The sequence below is a fragment of the Streptomyces sp. MZ04 genome (genome assembly GCF_004684775.1).
Classification (GTDB): Bacteria; Actinomycetota; Actinomycetes; order Streptomycetales; family Streptomycetaceae; genus Streptomyces.
The window spans coordinates 1-17,937 of sequence record NZ_SRIC01000170.1 but is presented as its reverse complement, the minus strand read 5'-3'; the positions used below and the strand labels follow the sequence as shown (position 1 = coordinate 17,937).

The following is a 17,937-nucleotide window of genomic DNA, read 5'->3' as shown; positions in this document are numbered from 1 at the left end:
GCGCCGCCCGCGCCGAACACCCCCGCCGCGCCGCCCGCGCAGGGCAGCCGCATCCTCACCGGCGAGATCGAGCGGCCCCGCGTCGGCCCCATGCGTGACATCGCCGCCACCATCCAGCCCGAGCAGGACGACCTCGTACGCGGTGAACTCGCCGCCTCCGTCTGTGTCCAGGGCGCCCCCGGCACCGGAAAGACGGCCGTCGGCCTGCACCGTGCCGCGTATCTCCTCTACACCTACCCCCAGCGCGTGCAGCGCGCCGGACTCCTCATCCTCGGCCCCAACCGCACCTTCCTCCGCTATATCGCCGAGGTGCTCCCGTCTCTCGGCGAGACCGGCGTACGGCAGTCCACCGTCGAGGACGAGATCGCCCGCCCCACCGCCCCCGTGCGCGCCCGCGACAGCGAGGCCGCGGCCCGCGTCAAGCACGACGCCCGGATGGCCGCCGTACTGCGAAGGGCCCTCTACGAGCGCGTCGCGCCGCCCGCCAACTCCCTTGCCGTACCCGAAGGTTCGTACACCTGGCGGGTCCCGCTCGACGAGCTGGAGCGGATCATCGAGGACGTGCGTGCGGAGGAGCCCCCGTACGCCGTCGGCCGTGAGCGTGTTCGTACCCGCGCCGTCCGGCACATCCAGCTCCAGGCCGAGCGGCGCGCCGGCGCCGTGAACAACGCCTGGCTGCAGAAGATCTCCCGGGCCCGCCCCGTATCGGCCTTCGTCGACGCTGCCTGGCCGAGGACGCGGCCCGAAGAGGTGCTCGCCGCCCTGCTCGCCGACCCGGAAGCGCTCGCCGCCGCGGCCGACGGCGTCCTCACGGCCGAGGAGCAGCAGGCGATCGGCTGGGGCAAGGCGCCGCGCTCGTACAAGTCGGCGAAGTGGTCCGGCGCCGATCTCGTCCTGCTCGACGAGCTCGCGGGGCTCATCGAACGGCCCGAGGGGTACGGCCACATCGTCGTCGACGAGGCGCAGGACCTCTCCCCGATGGAGGCCCGCGCCATCGCCCGCCGCGCCGGCTTCGGCTCGCTCACGGTCCTCGGCGACCTCGCGCAGGGCACGACCCCCTGGGCCGCCCGCGACTGGCCCGGACTCCTCGCCCATCTGGGGAAGCCGGATGCTGCCGTCGCCCCGCTGACCACCGGCTTCCGCGTCCCGAAGGCGGTCGTGGGCCTCGCCAACCGTGTCCTCGCCACCCTCGACGTCGACGTTCCGCCCGCCCGATCCCTGCGCCGCGACGGTGAGTTGAGGATTCAGGAGGTGAGCGACGTGGGTGCGGCCGCCGTCGACGCGGTGCGTGCCGCGCTGACCCGTGAGGGTTCCGTCGGCGTCATCGCCGCCGACGCCGACACCCCCGGCCTCCGCGAGGCCCTCACCGCCGCGGGCATCGAGAGCGCGGGCCCGGACGAGCTGGGCGCCCGCGTGACGGTGCTGCCCGCGTCCGTCGCGAAGGGGCTTGAGTACGACCATGTGGTCGCCGTCGAACCCGCGGCCATCGCGGAGGCGGAGAGCCGCGGGCCCAGTCGCCTGTACGTCGTCCTGACCAGGGCGGTGTCCCGGCTCGACGTGCTGCACAGCCGGGGGCTGCCGTGGGAGGGGCGGGACTGAGCGCAGCAGCCGCTGACGGAGTGCATGCCGTTGCGGTTATATAGCTCGCGGCGTATGTTCGAGATATGCCCATACCGTTCGACGTCCTCGCCGAGCCGAGCCGCCGGAAGATCCTCGATCTGCTCCTGGAGCGCCCCCACCTGGTGGGTGAGCTCACCGAGCGGCTCGGCATCAGCCAGCCCGGCACGTCCAAGCATCTGCGGGTGCTGCGCGACGCCGGGCTCGTGCGGGTGCGGCAGGACGCGCAGCGCCGCTGGTACGAGCTGCGGCCCGAGCCTCTCGAAGAGCTCGACGCGTGGCTCGCGCACTACCGGCACCTCTGGTCCGGCAGTCTCGACGCCCTCGAACGGCACCTCGACGTGATGGACGGTGAGTCCTGATGACCATGGACGGTGACTCCTCATGAACCCGCACTCCGACACCCTCGGCCCCGCCGACGACGGCCGGCACAGCGTCCTGCGGATGGAGCGGCGCCTCGCGCATCCGCCCGCCAAGGTGTGGGCCGCGATCACTCAACCCGCGCACCTGGCCAACTGGTTCCCCTCCGAGGTGACCCTGGAGCTGAAGCCGGGCGGCGCGATGGGGTTCCACTTCCCCGGCGACGAGGGCCCCGGCATGACCGGCGAGGTCACCGACGCCGAGGAGCCCCGCCTCTTCGCCTTCAGCTGGGGCGACGACCATCTGCGCTGGGAGATCGCCCCCGACGGCCCCGACGGACAGGGCTCGCTCCTCACGCTCGAGCACACCTTCGGCGACCGTTTCGGCGCCGCGAGCTTCGCCTCCGGCTGGCACCTGTGCCTCTCGGCGCTCGGCCAGTTCCTCGACGGCGGCCCCGCCGAGGTGAGCCAGGACGCGGGGGAGCTGCACGAGGCGTATCTGGAGCAGTTCGACCTCGGTCGCGGCGAGGTGACCGGCGACGGCATCCGCTTCGAGCGGCAGCTGGTCCGGTTCGCGAACAAGGTGTGGGCCGAACTGTGCGCGGGGGAGGAGCCGTTGGAGGGCGACACCGCGCCCGACGGTTTCCTCGCGGACGGCATCTCGGCCGGTCCGGTCACCTCGGTGTGGGCGCCGACGTCACTCACGTACGCCGTGCATCCCAAGGGCGAGGTGCGGTGGGAGTTCGTCGAGGGCACGGGGCACGGGGCCCGGCTCGTCCTCACGCAGACGGGCGTCATGGACGACGCGGAAGCGGTGCTGGCGGCCTGGCACGCGCGGCTCGAGCGGCTGGCGGGGCAGTTGCTGGAGAGCTGACCCGCAGCGGCGAATCAGCGGCGAATCAGCGGCGAATCAGCGGCGAAGCAGCGGCAAAGCAGCGGCGAAGCAGCGGTGAAGAGGCCGGTCAGTCGTCCAGCACCGCCTCCATGACCGACTTCGCGATCGGCCCCCCAAGCCGCCCGCCCGCGATCTCCGACCGCGGGATGTCCATGTCCTTGGGGTCCACGAACACCGCGACCGCGACCGGCGAAGAGCCATCGTCCAGCTTGGCGTAGGAGATGAACCAGGCGTACGGGCGCTCGTCGTTGACGTTCGAGCCGTGCTGGGCGGTGCCGGTCTTGCCGCCGACGGTGACGCCGTCGATCTGGGCCTTGTTCGCCGTGCCCTCCTCGACGGTGTGCTCCATCATCTCCTGTACCTTCCCCGCGGTGTCCTCGGAGACGGCCTGGCTGAGCTCCTCGGGCTTGCCCTTCTCGATCGTCGAGAGGTCGGGGCCGCGCAGCTCCTCGACCATGTACGGCTTCATCACCTTGCCGTCGTTGGCGAGCCCCGCCGCGACCATCGCCATCTGCAGCGGCGTACTGGTGAGAGAGCCCTGGCCCATCCCGGTCAGCGCGGTCTGCGGCTTGTCGAGGTCCTCCGGGTAGCTGCTCGCCGAGGAGCGGACCGGGATGAACTGCTGCTCGTTGAAGCCGAACTTCTCCGCCGTCTCGCGCATGTCGTCGTCGCCGACCTTCAGTGCGGTGTCGAGGAAGACGTTGTTGCACGACCACTGCATGCCGACCTTCAGGGACGCCTTGTCGCAGGGCGCGCCCGGCACGTCGTTGCCGATCGTGGTGGAGCTGAGCGGCAGCTTGTAGGGGGCCTTGGCGCCGGTCGGCTTGTCGATGTCGTCGACCACGCCGTGCTCCAGGGCGGCGGCCGCGGTGAGCACCTTGAAGGTGGAGCCCGGCGGATAGATCTCGCGCAGCGCCCGGTTGGACAGCGGCTGGTCCTTGTTCTTCCTGAGCCGGGTGAACTCCTTGCCCTCCTTCGCCGAGATCCCGGCGAAGGAGGACGGGTCGTACGAAGGAGTGCTTGCCATCGCGAGCACCTTGCCGGAGCGCGGGTCGAGCGCGACCACCGCGCCGCGCGCGTCGAGGTCCACCAGGCCCTGGTAGGCGGCCTGTTGGGCCTTCGGGTCGATGGTGGTGATGACGTCGCCGCCGCGCCGCTTCTCGCCGGTCAGCATGTCCAGGGTGCGGCGGATGAAGAGCCGGTCGTCGTCACCGCTCAGTACGCCGTTGTGCACGCCCTCGAGGAACGTCGAGCCCTGGGCCTGCGAGAAGTAGCCGGTGACCGGGGCGTACATGGGGCCTTCCTTGAAGACCCGCTGGTACTTGAAGTCCGTCCCGCCGACTTCCTTGGACCCGGTGATGGGCTTCCCGCCGACGATGATGTCGCCGCGCGGGTGCGAGAAGGCCTCGATCTGGACGCGGCGGTTCTTCTCGTGGCTGGAGAGCTTGTCGCTCTCGGCGAACTGGATCCACGTAGCGCGCAGCAGCAGGGCGAGCGTGAGCACGCCGCAGAAGACGGCTATGTGACGCAGCGGCTTGTTCATGCGGTCCCCCCAAGACCCGTGACACCAGGACGTGATGGACGTGATGGACGTGATGGACGTGATGGACGTGATGCCGATCCATCATGTGCACGGGGCCATCATGTTGCACGGGTTCACGGTTCTTTCCGCCGTTGTTTCCGAACAGTCACACGACAGGCTCCCCCCGAAGCACCTCGATCACGCTCGCGTAGCTGTCGGATCCGTGCCCCGCGGCGCGGGCCCGCTCCATGGTGGCCTTGAGGAGTTCGGGCAGCGCGTTGTCGATGCCGCGGTCGGCCGCCGCGTGGATGAGGTGGTCGATCGTCGCGATCTGTACGTCGACGGTGGCGTCGTCGCCCGGATAGTGCCCGGCGTCGACCTGGGGCGCGTACGTGGTGAGGAAGCCGGCGACGGCGTGCGTGAGCCAGCGGATGGCGACGGGGGTGAAGTCGGTGGCCTCGGTGTCCTTGCCGAGCAGGGCCGTGCCGTGCAGCCAGCCGGTGAACGTGGCCCACATCAGGCCGAGCAGCGCGACGTCGTAGAGGGAGGCGCGGCCCGGTTCCTCGCCGAGGTACAGCGGGTCGCCGAGGGCGGCGAGCGCCGGGCGGTGCGCCTCGAAGACGTCGCCCGAACCGCTGTACAGGAACATCATCTCCGGGCTCCCGACCCCGGGCGGCGTCGTCATGATCGCCCCGTCGAGATAGCCGAGGTCCAGCGAACCCGCCCACGCCGCCGCCTCGTCGGCCTGCTCGGGGGAGCCGGACGTGAGGTTGACCAGGGCCTTGCCCGCGAGGCCTCCGGCGGCGGCGACCGGGGCGACGACGGCGTGCAGCGCGTCGTGGTCCAGGACGCAGGCGACGATCAACGGGCTGGCGGCGATGGCCTCTTGCGGGTTCGCGGCGAGCCGCGCGCCCCGGTCGACGAGGGCCGCCGCCTTGCCGGGGGAGCGGTTCCAGACGGTGGTGGGATGCCCGGCGTCCAGGAGGGTGGCGGCGAGCGCCGAGCCCATGTTGCCGAGGCCGATGATGGTGACGGGGGTCTTCTGTGCGGGGGTGGTGTTCTCTGTGCTCGTGGCGTTGATCTCTGTGCTCATGCGGACCACGCTCGCAGCGCGCGACAACACCGGACAGTGACAGGGATGACGCCGACCACCAAATTCCCGCCACGCACCCGATGTCGCCACGCACCCGATGCCGGGACGCACCCGATGCCGGGACGCACCCGATGTCGGGACGCACCCGATGTCGGGACGCACCCGATGTCGGGACGCACCCGATGTCAGACCCGCGTCCTACCCTCACCCCATGAGCGCTGGTTCCGTCGCGTTGGTCGTGACCGAGGAGATAGCGATCCCCTCGTGGGATCTGTACGAACTGAGCATCCCCTGCACGGTGTTCGGGAAGCCCCAGCCGGATCTCTCGGACCACTGGTACGACTTCCGGCTGTGCAGCGCGTATGAGGGCGGGGGTGCCGGGGGCGCCGGAGACACCGGCCTTTCGCTGCGTACGCCGTACGGACTCGACGACCTGGCCGGCGCGGACACCGTCATCGTGACGTCGGTGCCGGACGCCTGCGTCGACGACGGTGAACCGCTGCCGCCGGGCCTTGCCCCCGCCCTGCGCCGCGCGTACGAGGCGGGCGCCCGGATGGTCTCCCTGTGCACCGGCGCCTTCGCGCTCGCGGAGGCGGGCCTGCTCGACGGCCGCAGGGCCACCGCGCACTGGATGCACACGGCCCAACTGGCCGAGCGCTACCCGAAGGTGGAGGTCGACGATTCCGTCCTCTATGTGGACGACGGTTCCATCCTCACCAGCGCGGGAGTGAGCGCGGGCCTCGACCTGTGCCTGCACCTGGTCCGCCGCGACCTCGGCGCGCACGTCGCCAACCAGCTGGCCCGGCGGATGGTGGTGCCCGCCCACCGCCCCGGCGGCCAGGCCCAGTTCATCGACCTCTCGGTGCCCGCGACGGACGACGAGGGCCTTGCGCCCGTACTGGAATGGGCCCGCGCCCGCCTGGACCGCCCCCTGACCGTCGACGACCTGGCCCGGCACGCGGCCATGAGCCCGCGCACGCTGTACCGCCGCCTCCAGGCGGCCACCGGCACGACCCCGCTCCAGTGGCTGCTCAACCAGCGCCTCGCGCGCGCCCAGAGCCTCCTGGAGTCGACGGACCTGCCGATCGAGCGCATCGGCGTACTCAGCGGCCTGGGAACGGCGAACAACCTCCGCCACCACTTCCTCAAGCAGGTGGGCGTGTCACCGGGGGACTACCGGCGGGCCTTCCCCCGTATGACAGCGGGCCCCGGTCAGGTGACAGCGGGCACCGGTCAGGTGACAGCGGGCACCGGTCAGGCGCCGACGTAGGCCGCGAGGTGCTCGCCCGTGAGCGTGGACCGGTCGGCGACCAGTTCGCCCGGCGTCCCCTCGAAGACGATCTTGCCGCCGTCGTGTCCCGCGCCGGGCCCGAGGTCGATGATCCAGTCGGCGTGCGCCATGACCGCCTGGTGGTGCTCGATGACGATGACCGACTTGCCGGCTTCCACGAGCCGGTCGAGCAGGCCGAGCAGCTGCTCGACATCGGCGAGGTGCAGGCCCGTCGTCGGCTCGTCGAGGACGTACACGCCGCCCTTGTCGCCCATGTGCGTGGCCAGCTTGAGCCGCTGCCGCTCGCCGCCGGACAGCGTGGTGAGCGGCTGGCCGAGGCTGAGGTAGCCGAGGCCGACGTCGGCGAGGCGGTCGAGGATCTTGTGCGCGGCCGGTGTGCGTGCGTCGCCCGAGCCGAAGAACTCCTCGGCCTCGGCCACCGACATCGCGAGCACCTCGCTGATGTCCTTGCCGCCGAAGGTGTACTCAAGAACCTCGGCCTGGAACCGCTTCCCGTCGCAGTCCTCGCAGGTGGACTCGACGCCCGCCATCATCCCCAGGTCGGTGTAGATGACGCCGGCGCCGTTGCAGGCGGGGCAGGCGCCCTCGGAGTTGGCGCTGAACAACGCCGGCTTCACGTCGTTGGCCTTGGCGAACGCCTTGCGGATCGGGTCGAGCAGTCCGGTGTACGTCGCCGGGTTGCTGCGCCGCGATCCCTTGATCGGCGCCTGGTCGACCGACACCACGCCCGCGTCGGCGGGGACGGAGCCGTGGATGAGCGAGCTCTTGCCGGATCCGGCGACGCCGGTGACGACGCACAGCACCCCGAGCGGCACGTCGACGTCCACGTCCCGCAGGTTGTTGCGGGTGGCGCCGCGGATCTCCAGGGTGCCGGTGGACTCGCGCACCGTCGCCTTGAGCTTGGCCCGGTCGTCGAGATGCCGTCCGGTGACGGTGTCACTGGCCCGCAGCTCCTCGATGCTGCCCTCGAAGCAGACGGTGCCGCCCGCCGAACCCGCGCCCGGACCGAGGTCCACGACATGGTCGGCGATGGCGATCGCCTCCGGCTTGTGCTCCACGACGAGCACCGTGTTGCCCTTGTCCCGCAGCTGAAGCAGCAGGTCGTTCATGCGCTGGATGTCATGGGGGTGCAGGCCGATGGTGGGCTCGTCGAAGACGTACGTGACATCGGTGAGCGAGGAGCCGAGGTGGCGGATCATCTTGACGCGCTGGGCCTCGCCGCCCGACAGCGTGCCGGCGGGCCGGTCGAGCGCGAGGTAGCCGAGGCCGATCCGCACGAACGAGTCGAGGGTGTGCTGCAGCGCGGTGAGCAGCGGCGCGACAGTGGGGTATCCCCTGCTCGAAGAGCTTGGGGAAGGCTCTTTCAGGCCCCGGACCCACTCGGCCAGATCCCGGATCTCCATCGCACAGGCGTCGGCGATGCTGATCCGCTTGATCTTCGAGGACCTGGCCCCCTCGCTGAGCCGCGTCCCGTCGCACTCGGGGCAGACGGTGAAGGTGACGGCCCGCTCCACGAACGCCCGGATGTGCGGCTGCATCGCCTCCTTGTCCTTGGACAGGAACGACTTCTGGATCTTGGGGATCAGCCCCTCGTAGGTCAGGTTGACGCCGTTGACCTTGACCTTCATCGGCTCCCCGTAGAGGAAGTCCCGCAGCTCCTTCTTGGTGTACTTCCGGATCGGCTTGTCCGGGTCGACGAGGCCGGACTGGGCGTAGACCTGCACGGTCCACTGGCTGTCCGACTTCCAGCCCGGGATGGTGAACGCGCCTTCGGAGAGCGACTTGGAGTCGTCGTAGAGCTGGGTGAGATCGATGTCGGAGACCGAGCCACGGCCCTCGCAGCGCGTACACATGCCGCCGGTGCGGTTGAAGGTCGCCTTCACGGTCTTGGTCTTGGCGGCACCGCGTTCGACGGTGATGCCGCCGCTCGCCCTGACCGAAGCGGTGTTGAAGGAGTAGGCGCTGGGCGGGCCGATGTGCGGCTTGCCGAGCCGGCTGAAGAGGATCCGCAGCATCGCGTTGGCGTCGGTGGCGGTGCCGACGGTGGAGCGCGGGTCGGCGCCCATCCGCTGCTGGTCGACGGTGATCGCGGTGGTGAGGCCGTCGAGCACGTCGACCTCGGGCCGCGCCAGGGTCGGCATGAAGCCCTGCAGGAAGGCGCTGTACGTCTCGTTGATCATCCGCTGCGACTCGGCGGCGATCGTGTTGAACACCAGCGAGCTCTTGCCCGAGCCGGAGACGCCGGTGAACACCGTGAGGCGCCGCTTCGGGATCTCGATGCTGACGTCCTTGAGGTTGTTCACGCGGGCGCCGTGCACACGGATCAGGTCGTGGCTGTCGGCGGCGTGCGGCGCGGGCGGCTGCGTGCCCTTCCTCTTGGCCGTACTCATCGCGTCTCCATCCGTCGTGCGGGCCGCCTGCGCGGTCTCCGTCGCCTGCCTCACGGTAGGCCGGGCGCGGGGGCCCGCGCTTCTCGAATCCTGATCTGTCCGGCTGCTGATCTTTGCGGCATCTCTGCGGCATCTCTGCGGCATCTCTCCGTCATCTCTCCGGCGTCCGACGTGGCCTGGCACACTTTTGCAAGCATGTGCTTGCAATAGTTAGCAAGGGCAGTGCAGTATCGGCGTATGGCATCACTCAACGTCGGCAATCTCGGTGAGTACCTGCGTGAGCAGCGGCGCAACGCGCAGCTGTCGCTGCGGCAGCTCGCCGACGCCGCCGGGGTGTCCAATCCGTATCTGAGCCAGATCGAGCGCGGCCTGCGCAAGCCGAGCGCCGAAGTCCTTCAACAGGTGGCCAAGGCGCTGCGGATCTCCGCCGAGACGCTGTACGTCCGGGCCGGGATCCTCGACGAGAAGGAGCGGGACGAGCTGGAGACGCGCGCCGTCATCCTCGCCGACCCGTCCATCAACGAGCGGCAGAAGCAAGTGCTGTTGCAGATCTACGAGTCGTTCCGCAAGGAGAACGGCTTCGAGGTCTCGTCGTACGCCGATGACGCCTCGTACGCGGATGACGCGTTGTACGCGGATGACGCGTTGTACGCGGAAGAAGCGCCGCACGCGGAAGAAGCGCCGCACGCGGAAGAAGCGGAAGGAACGGACGCCACCGCTGACGGCCCCCGCACGGCCGACGGCAGTGATGCCAGCCCCAAGGACCACCCCTCAAGCTGAAGAGATTCCGGGAGGACCATCGCCATGGCCATCAAGGACGACCTGTACAAGACCCTCAGCAACCCCACCCCCGCCTACTTCGCCGCGGGTACCGCCGACCTGGCGTACCAGCAGGCCAAGAAGGTTCCGGGCCTGGTCGAGCAGCTGATCGCCGAGGCGCCGGCCCGTTTCGACGCCGTGCGCAACACCGACACCAAGGCCGTCCAGGACAAGGCCGCCGCCCGCGCCAAGGAGGCGCAGGAGACGATCCAGGCCAAGGTCACCGAGTTCATCGGCACCCTCGACACCGACCTGAAGAAGCTCGGTGAGAGCGCTCAGGACCTGGCGCTGCGCTCGGTCGGCGTGGCCGCCGAGTACGCGGTCAAGGCGCGGGAGAAGTACGAGGAGGTCGCCGAGCACGGTGAGCAGGCCGTGAAGACCTGGCGCGGCGAGGCCGCCGAGGAGATCTCGGAACTGGCCGAGGCCGTCGAGCCGGACGCCGAGCCGGCCGCTTCGGAGTCTTCGGAGTCGAAGCCCGCCGATGCGCAGGGCGCCGCCCCGGCGAAGAAGCCGGTGGCGAAGAAGACCACGGCCAAGAAGACGACGGCGAAGAAGACCGCGCCGTCGGCCAAGTAGGACCGGAGGGTCGGGCACTCTCGGAGTGCCCGACCCGTTCTGCGGGTAGCGGGTACGGTGGCCGCGTACTCAAGAGCCGAGACTGGTGGTGGACGTTGTGCTGATGCAGGGCTTCGCAAACTTCATGTGGCTGCTGTCGTTGGCCCTGATCGTCTTCAGCGGCTTCGCACTCATCGACGCGGCCGTCCGGCGCGAGGACGCCTACCGCGCGGCGGACAAGAAGACCAAGCCGTTCTGGCTGATCATCCTCGGGCTCGCCTTCATCGTGAACCTGATCTTCAACATCCTGTCGTTCCTGCCGATCATCGGCCTCGTCGCGACCATCGTCTACATGGTCGACGTGCGGCCCGCCCTGCGGCAGATCACCGGCGGAGGCCGCGGCGGTGGCCGCCGCGGCTCCAGCAGTGACGGGCCGTACGGGCCCTACAACGGCGGCCGGTAGCCACCGGCGCGTCCGCGGCCAAGCGGACCGTGCCCCGTAAGGGGCGCGGGGCTGTATCGATCTGCGGCTCCGCCGCGGGGCGCGACCAGCACCCACCGGCCCGCGGATCCATCACCGCAATTCCAGCGGAGCGCTCAGCGGTCCCGGTCGAGCAGCAGCACAGCCACGTCGTCCGTCAGGTCGCCGCCGTTGAGGTCGCGGACCTCGTTGACCGCGGCCTCCAGGAGCTCGTCGCCCCGCAGCCCCGCCGCGATCTTGCGGCGGACCATCTCCACCATGCCCTCCTGGCCGAGGCGCTCCTTGCCCTCGCCGATGCGGCCCTCGATCAGGCCGTCCGTGTAGAGCATCAGGCTCCACTTGCCGCCCAGCTCCACCTGGCGGCGCGGCCAGCGGGCGTTCGGCAGCAGGCCGAGCGCGGGGCCGCTGTTCTCGTACGGAAGCAGCTCCGCGAGGCGCCCGTCGCGCACGATCAGCGGGGACGGGTGTCCTGCCAGGCAGAGTCCGGCCCGGCGGCCGTCAGGGGCGATGTCGACCGTGCAGAGCGTCGCGAAGATCTCGTCGTCGGCGCGCTCGTGCTCCAGGACCTTCTGCAGGGTGGAGAGCAGCTCGTCGCCGCACAGGCCCGCGAAGGTCAGGGTCCGCCAGGCGATGCGCAGCTCGACGCCGAGCGCGGCCTCGTCGGGGCCGTGGCCGCAGACGTCGCCGATCATGACGTGCACCGAGCCGTCGGGGGTGCGCACCGTGTCGTAGAAGTCGCCGCCGAGCAGCGCCCTCGAGCGCCCGGGGCGGTAGCGGGCCGCGAACCGCAGCGGTGAGCCGTCGAGCAGCGGCGTGGGCAGCAGGCCGCGCTCCAGACGGGCGTTCTCCTGGGCCCGCAGGCGCGACTCCGTCAGCTGGCGCTGGGCGGCGTCGGCGCGCTTGCGCTCCACGGCGTACCGGATGGCGCGGCTGAGCAGCCGCCCGTCCAGCTCGTCCCGGAAGAGATAGTCCTGGGCGCCCACGCGCACCGCTTCGGCGCCGGTCTCGGAGTCGCCGTTCGCGGTGAGCGCGAGGACGGCGTGCCGGGGCGCGAGGCGCAGCACGTGCTTGAGCATGGCGAGCTCGTCCTCGTCGTCCTCGGAGGCGCCTGCCCCCGTCAGGGCGAGGTCGAGCAGGATGCAGTGCACGTCGTCGGTGAGCAGCCGCTCGGCCTCGGTGAGGTTGCGGGCGGTGCGGATGCGGATGGGCTTGCCCGCGGAGTCGAGCAGCTCGGGGACGCTGAGTGAGCCTGCCGGGTCGTCCTCGATCACCAGCAGGCTGAGTCCGGTGCCGACTGTCTGTTCCGTCGGGCGGTGGTGTGCGGCCACGTCCGGGGACGTGGGTACGGGCGCCGGCAGAGCGTGAGCCTGACCGCCTTCCGCGGCCGGGATCGCTCTCTGCCGCGGTATGGGTACGGGCATCGGTATTGGTTCCTTCCCTCCCCCCGAGGGCATGGTGGGGCGACGGTCGCCGCACCACCGACGGGGACCATAGCGTTAGCCGCGGCCCCATTGGAATGCCGAGCGGCAAACGGCCACCGTCATATGCCGCATGTAGGGCCGCATTTGGGCACGACGGCTCCCATCAGGGATGACGAACATCACGCCGGAGGGGTTGAGTGCGGAACGCGGGGGTGCGGTGGGTCACATGACGTACGGCACAGAACGGCCGTACAACTGACTCACCGCACAGGACCGGTCACTTGGCGGCCGTTTTCCCGGCGGCCGGCTACTTGTCGGGCCGTACGACCCCGAGGATCTGCATCGATCCCGCGCCCGTGATGGTGACATCGCGTCCGGGGCGCGGTGCGTGCACGATCGCGCCGTCGCCCAGGTACATCCCGACATGGCTGGCGTCCTGGTGATAAATGATCAGGTCGCCGGGGCGCATGTTCTTGATGTCGATGTGCGGCAGTTGCTTCCACTGCTCCTGCGACGTACGCGGAATGCCCCGTCCGGCCGCCGCCCAGGCCTGTGAGGTGAGCCCCGAGCAGTCGTACGAGGACGGGCCCTCGGCGCCCCACACGTACGGTTTGCCGATCTGCGCGGTGGCGAACTCGACGGCCTTCTTGCCCTTGCCGGTCGCCTTGCCCTTGATGTCCTTCAGGACACCCGAACTCACCCACGCCGTCTGCTTCTTGAGGGCGGCCTCCTCCTCGAGCTTCCGGAGCCGCTCGAGCTCCTTCTTCTCGAGCTTGGACTCCATGTCCTCGGCGGCCTCGATCTTCTTCTTGATCTTCTTCTTCGAGGCGGCCTTCGCCTTGCGGTTGGCTTCCAGCTTCTTCCACTGGGCGGTGGCGTCCTTGGCGTAGATCCGCAGGTCCTCCTGCGTCCGGCCGAGCTCGGTCAGCATGCCCTTGGTGGCCTTCGCGCCCTGCCGCATCCGCCCCGCGCCGTCCAGGAAATCCTGCGGGTCGTCGCTGAGCATCAGCTGGGCCTCGGAGGGCATTCCGCCGCTGCGGTACTGGGCGCGGGCGGCGGCGCCCGCACGGGACTTGAGCTTGTCGAGCTTCTGCTGGCCCTTGGTGATGGAGCGGGCGAGCTTCACGATCTGCTCGGACTGCTTCTTCGACTTCTCCTCGGCCGCGTTGTACGCGTCCGTGGCGACGCCCGCTTCGTGGTAGAGGCGGTCGATCTCTTTGCGTACGTCCTCAAGGGACCTGGCCTTGCCGGGTGTTGGCTCGGCCGGACTCGCGAAGGCCGTGCCCGGTGTGGTCAGCACCGCCACCGCGCAGATCAGCGCCATGCCAGCCATCGTCGAACTCCGCTTGCCGGTCACGTCCCGCCTCCCCCAAAACTGATTTACCGTCAGTAACTTGTGGTCGCCCCGGGGATGGTGCCATGTCGGCGCGCAATACGACAGAGCACGTCGGCAACTCCCACCCCGCTGCCCTTCTCATGTGACGAACGGCACTGGAAGATCGTTCCCCGCAGGTCAGGCCGGGGGGATCTGTTCCACGCGGGGGGCGGTTCATGCGTGGGTCACGCCTGGCGGGGCGTGGTTCACGCCTGACCGACGTGCGGTTGACGTGCGGTTCACGCCTGACGGGGCGCCAACGCCTCCCACCGCACCGTCACTTCGCCCTGCCGCCAGCGCGAAGCCCGGTCCGCCACCGGCCAGTCCGCGGCCAGCTCCCGCACCGTCCTGATCCACCGCTGCCGCGCCCCGTACGAGGCGTACGGCGCCGCTGCCGCCCAGGCCCGGTCGAAGTCGCGCAGGAACGCGTGTACGGGCTCACCCGGCACGTTCCGGTGGATCAGCGCCTTCGGCAGCCGCTCGGCGAGGTCGGACGGCCGCTCGAGCGAGCCCAGTCGGGTCGCGAAGGTCACCGTGCGCGGGCCTTCGGGGCCGAGCGCGACCCAGACGTGCCGCCGCCCGATCTCGTCGCACGTCCCCTCCACCAGCAGCCCGCCGGGCGCGAGCCGCGCGCACAGCCGCTCCCACACGGCGGCGACCTGTTCCTCGTCGTACTGCCGCAGGACGTTGGCGGCCCGGATCAGCACGGGCCTGCCCGGCAGCGGCACCTCGAAGCCGCCGTGCCGGAAGGAGAGCCCCTCCCTTTCGTACGGCTTCGCGGCCGCGACCCGCGCCGGATCGATCTCGACGCCGACCACGCGCGCGTGGGGCGCGGCGGTGCGCAGCCGCACCAGCAGTTCGACGGCGGTCCAGGGGGCGGCACCGTAGCCGAGGTCGACGGCCACGGGGTCGGCCGCGCGCCGCAGCTCGGCGCCGTGCGTGGCGGCGATCCAGCGGTCCATGCGGCGCAGCCGGTTGGGGTTGGTGGTCCCGCGGGTCACCGTTCCCACGGGGCGGGAAGGGGTGCGGGAGGCCATGGGGCAAAGGGTATGCGCCCGCGCGGGCAGGCAACGGTTGAGCTCAGCCCGGTAATGATTTGACAAAGAGGAAATGGAGGCGAGCCTTCCGATGTTCTCCCTCTGGAGGGCTTTTGTGAGCCCTCCCGCAAGCCATGCCCGCACGCGCAAGTGAGGACCGCCACGTGACCCAGTACGTGTCCAGGCTCGGTCGTCTCTCTCCAGCGGCGCCCGGCAGGCTCCGGCTCCCCGGTACGCACCGCCGCCCGCGTCGTGTCGCGATGCTGAGCGTGCACACCTCACCGCTGCACCAGCCCGGCACGGGCGACGCGGGCGGCATGAACGTCTACATCGTCGAGCTGGCCAAGCGCCTCGCCGCGATCAACGTGGAGGTCGAGATCTTCACGCGCTCGACCACGGGCGCGCTGCCGCCCGCCGTCGAGCTCGCGCCCGGCGTCCTGGTCCGGCACGTGGACGCGGGCCCCTACGAAGGCCTGGCGAAGGAGGAGCTGCCCGCCCAGCTCTGTGCCTTCACACACGGCGTGATGCAGGCGTGGGCGGGCAACCGCCCCGGCTACTACGACCTGGTCCACTCCCACTACTGGCTGAGCGGTCACGTCGGCTGGCTGGCCGCCGAGCGCTGGGGTGTGCCGCTGGTGCACGCGATGCACACGATGGCGAAGGTCAAGAACGCGGCGCTGGCGGCGGGCGACACTCCGGAGCCGGCGGCCCGCGTGATCGGCGAGACACAGATCGTGCGGGCGGCAGACCGCCTGATCGCCAACACTTCCGAAGAGGCCGACGAACTCGTACGCCACTACGCAGCCGAGGCCGGCAAGGTCGCAGTCGTCCACCCCGGCGTGAACCTGGACCGCTTCCGCCCCGCCGACGGCCGCGCGGCGGCCCGCCACCGCCTGGGCCTCCCGCAGGACGCCTTGGTCCCCCTCTTCGCGGGCCGCATCCAGCCGCTCAAGGCGCCGGACGTGCTGCTCCGCGCGGTCGCGGTCCTCCTGGACCAGCGCCCCGAGCTGCGCTCGAACATCGTCGTACCGGTGGTGGGCGGCCCCAGTGGCAGCGGCCTAGCCAAGCCGGAGGGCCTCCAGAAGCTCGCGGCCAAACTGGGGATCGCGGACGTGGTCCGCTTCCAGCCCCCGGTAGACCAGGAGCAGCTGGCGGACTGGTTCCGCGCGGCCTCCGTCCTCGTCATGCCCTCCTACAGCGAGTCCTTCGGCCTGGTGGCCATAGAGGCGCAGGCGGCGGGCACGCCGGTGCTCGCGGCATCGGTGGGCGGCCTGCCGGTCGCAGTGCGCGACGAGACGACCGGCTTCCTGATCTCCGGCCACGAACCGGCCCACTACGCGCGCGTACTCCGCGATCTCGCCGAGAATCCCCACCTCGTGGACCGCATGGGCGCGGCGGCCGCGCTGCACGCGGAATCCTTCGGCTGGGACACGGCGGCGTCCGCCACGGCGGACGTCTACACGGCAGCCATGCACGAGCACCGGCGTCGCGTACGCTCGCATCATGGCTGATCAGGCTGACGCACCGGCGATCATCGAGCAGACGCTGAACGACGCCGAGCTCGAGTGGGAGAACCCGGAGTCCGGCTCCTACGTAGTGAAGCTCCCCGGCACGCGCAAACTCTCCACGACGCTCTCGCTCAAGCTGGGCAAGCATGCGCTGTCGCTGACGGCGTTCGTGGTACGCCACCCCGACGAGAACGACGCGGCGGTCCACCGCTGGCTCCTGGAGCGGAACCTGCGCCTGTACGGCGTGAGTTACGCGATCGACTCCCTGGGCGACATCTACCTGACCGGAAAGCTCCCGCTCTCCGCGGTAACCCCCGAGGAACTGGACCGCCTCCTCGGCTCGGTCCTAGAGAACGCGGACGGCTCCTTCAACACACTCCTTGAGCTGGGTTTCGCGACGGCGATTCGCAAGGAGTACGCGTGGCGGGTGTCGCGGGGCGAGCCCACACGAAACCTGGACGCGTTCACCCACTTGACCCAGGGGAGCTAGCTTTCCTCGGCGGGGGGCTTTGCTGGGCCGGTGTTGGTGTTCGTGCCGGGGCCGCCCGGTTGTCCCGAGCTTGGCGGTTCCGGGGTGGGAGTAAAGGGCGCTCCCTTCGGTCGCGTCGGCTTCGCCGATTCCGCTTCGCTTCACCCTTGACTCCCACCCCTCCACCGCGTGAAGCGTGATGACCGGGCGGCCACGAAACGGGGCTCACGGGGATGCGGGGATGGGCCATCCGGCTTGAGCGCCGGGTGCGGACTAGTCCGTTTCAGCGGAGGTACGCGACCGCTCCGGGGATGGGTCCCGGTTTCGTCAAGCGTCCGGCGACCGGCCGTCGGCTGTCGGCCGTCGGCTGTTGATCGCGAGCAGGCTGGTGGGGGGGGTGTGGGGACCCTACTTTGGAAAAGTTGTGTTTCGTTTTGCGTGCGCCCCCCTTGTGTCAGAACACTACTTTTCCAAAGTAGGGTCCCCACCCCCCACCTCGCGTGAAGAGTGACGGCCGCCCCGGAAGATCCGGTCGCCAGTCGCTTGACGAAGCCGGGACCAATTCCCGGAGCGGCCGCGCACCCCTCCCACCCGGCACGCTGAAACGAACTGGTCCGCACCCGGCGCTCAAGCCGGATGGCCCGCCGGGTGGTCCCCGTGAGCCCCGCTTCCAGGGCCGCCCGGTCATCTCGCTTCACGCGGTGGAGGGGTGGGTGTCAAGGGTGGAGCGAAGCGGAATCGGCGCAGCCGACGCGACGCAGGAGCGCCCTTTACTCCCGGCCCGGAACCGCCAATCTCGGGACAACCGGGCGGCCCCGGCACCAATCAAAGCCCCGGGCCCCACACCTTCCCCAGGCGCCAAGCCCATGGCATGCTCACCGCCATCGCAGACATGAACGGCGTTCACATCCATAGAAGGCAGCGGTGGATATGAGTACAGACATGGCGCACCCCAGCAGACGTGGCGTACTCGGCGGCGCGATTGCCGTAGCGGCAGCGGCAGCGGCGGCCGCGACTGGCGGCACCGCATGGGCGCGGGAGCCCGGGCAAACCCCAGCCCTCTGGCGGGAGTTCACCTCCACCCCGTATACCCACCCCCAGATCC

15 protein-coding genes are annotated in these 17,937 nt (G+C 70.3%); 9 read left to right on the top strand and 6 right to left on the bottom strand.

All coding sequences use genetic code 11. The features are described from left to right. The 3 genes from E2651_RS28450 to E2651_RS28440 all read left to right on the top strand — a co-directional run. A partial coding sequence (locus E2651_RS28450) for an AAA family ATPase (protein ID WP_135334100.1) occupies window positions 1-1,599 on the top strand: 1,599 nt, incomplete at its 5' end. A gap of 65 nt (window positions 1,600-1,664) precedes the next feature. Beyond that, a complete protein-coding gene (locus E2651_RS28445) occupies window positions 1,665-1,979 on the top strand; it encodes a metalloregulator ArsR/SmtB family transcription factor (RefSeq protein ID WP_135334099.1) in 315 nt (104 codons plus the stop codon). 22 nt (window positions 1,980-2,001) lie between these two features. Then, window positions 2,002-2,850: an SRPBCC family protein gene (locus tag E2651_RS28440; protein WP_135334098.1), complete on the top strand. Its 849-nt coding sequence runs from the start codon at window positions 2,002-2,004 to the stop codon at window positions 2,848-2,850. A gap of 88 nt (window positions 2,851-2,938) precedes the next feature. Here the strand turns inward: E2651_RS28440 and E2651_RS28435 are convergent, their stop codons facing one another. After that, complete coding sequence (locus tag E2651_RS28435; protein ID WP_135334097.1) at window positions 2,939-4,414, bottom strand: penicillin-binding protein 2; 1,476 nt, start codon at window positions 4,412-4,414, stop codon at window positions 2,939-2,941. A 145-nt stretch (window positions 4,415-4,559) separates the two neighbouring features. Beyond that, on the bottom strand, window positions 4,560-5,486 hold the full coding sequence (locus E2651_RS28430) for an NAD(P)-binding domain-containing protein (protein ID WP_135334096.1): 927 nt from the start codon (window positions 5,484-5,486) through the stop codon (window positions 4,560-4,562). A gap of 211 nt (window positions 5,487-5,697) precedes the next feature. Here E2651_RS28430 and E2651_RS28425 point away from each other — a divergent pair, with 211 nt between their 5' ends. Next, window positions 5,698-6,756, top strand: a complete 1,059-nt coding sequence (locus tag E2651_RS28425) for a helix-turn-helix domain-containing protein (protein ID WP_135334095.1) — start codon at window positions 5,698-5,700, stop codon at window positions 6,754-6,756. On the opposite strand, the gene E2651_RS28420 is transcribed toward E2651_RS28425, so the two are convergent. Further along, entirely contained in the window at window positions 6,741-9,167 is a 2,427-nt protein-coding gene (locus tag E2651_RS28420) for an excinuclease ABC subunit UvrA (protein ID WP_135334094.1), read from the bottom strand. The two genes, E2651_RS28425 and E2651_RS28420, sit on opposite strands and share 16 nt — an antisense overlap. 237 nt (window positions 9,168-9,404) lie before the next feature. On the opposite strand from E2651_RS28420, the gene E2651_RS28415 reads away from it, so the two are divergent. The 3 genes from E2651_RS28415 (at window position 9,405) to E2651_RS28405 (ending at window position 11,004) form a co-directional block, all read left to right on the top strand. Then, on the top strand, window positions 9,405-9,947 hold the full coding sequence (locus E2651_RS28415; protein WP_135334093.1) for a helix-turn-helix transcriptional regulator: 543 nt from the start codon (window positions 9,405-9,407) through the stop codon (window positions 9,945-9,947). A 24-nt stretch (window positions 9,948-9,971) separates the two neighbouring features. After that, window positions 9,972-10,562: a hypothetical protein gene (locus tag E2651_RS28410; RefSeq protein WP_135334092.1), complete on the top strand. Its 591-nt coding sequence runs from the start codon at window positions 9,972-9,974 to the stop codon at window positions 10,560-10,562. A gap of 103 nt (window positions 10,563-10,665) precedes the next feature. Next, entirely contained in the window at window positions 10,666-11,004 is a 339-nt protein-coding gene (locus E2651_RS28405; protein WP_209446268.1) for a DUF2516 family protein, read from the top strand. Window positions 11,005-11,138: 134 nt separating this feature from the next. Here E2651_RS28405 and E2651_RS28400 read toward each other — a convergent pair whose 3' ends face one another. The 3 genes from E2651_RS28400 to E2651_RS28390 all read right to left on the bottom strand — a co-directional run bounded on the left by E2651_RS28400 (window position 11,139) and on the right by E2651_RS28390 (window position 14,855). Then, complete coding sequence (locus E2651_RS28400; protein ID WP_167828915.1) at window positions 11,139-12,443, bottom strand: response regulator; 1,305 nt, start codon at window positions 12,441-12,443, stop codon at window positions 11,139-11,141. A gap of 307 nt (window positions 12,444-12,750) precedes the next feature. Continuing rightward, entirely contained in the window at window positions 12,751-13,776 is a 1,026-nt protein-coding gene (locus tag E2651_RS28395) for a C40 family peptidase (protein WP_135334101.1), read from the bottom strand. Window positions 13,777-14,057: 281 nt separating this feature from the next. Further along, window positions 14,058-14,855, bottom strand: coding sequence for a class I SAM-dependent methyltransferase (locus E2651_RS28390; protein ID WP_135334090.1), 798 nt, complete (start codon window positions 14,853-14,855; stop codon window positions 14,058-14,060). A gap of 164 nt (window positions 14,856-15,019) precedes the next feature. On the opposite strand from E2651_RS28390, the gene mshA reads away from it, so the two are divergent. Together mshA and E2651_RS28380 are read left to right on the top strand one after the other, a co-directional pair. Beyond that, entirely contained in the window at window positions 15,020-16,366 is a 1,347-nt protein-coding gene (gene mshA / locus E2651_RS28385; protein WP_209446267.1) for a D-inositol-3-phosphate glycosyltransferase, read from the top strand. After that, on the top strand, window positions 16,359-16,853 hold the full coding sequence (locus E2651_RS28380) for a YbjN domain-containing protein (protein WP_135334088.1): 495 nt from the start codon (window positions 16,359-16,361) through the stop codon (window positions 16,851-16,853). Before mshA ends, E2651_RS28380 begins: the two co-directional genes overlap by 8 nt. Window positions 16,854-17,937: the final 1,084 nt, after the last annotated feature.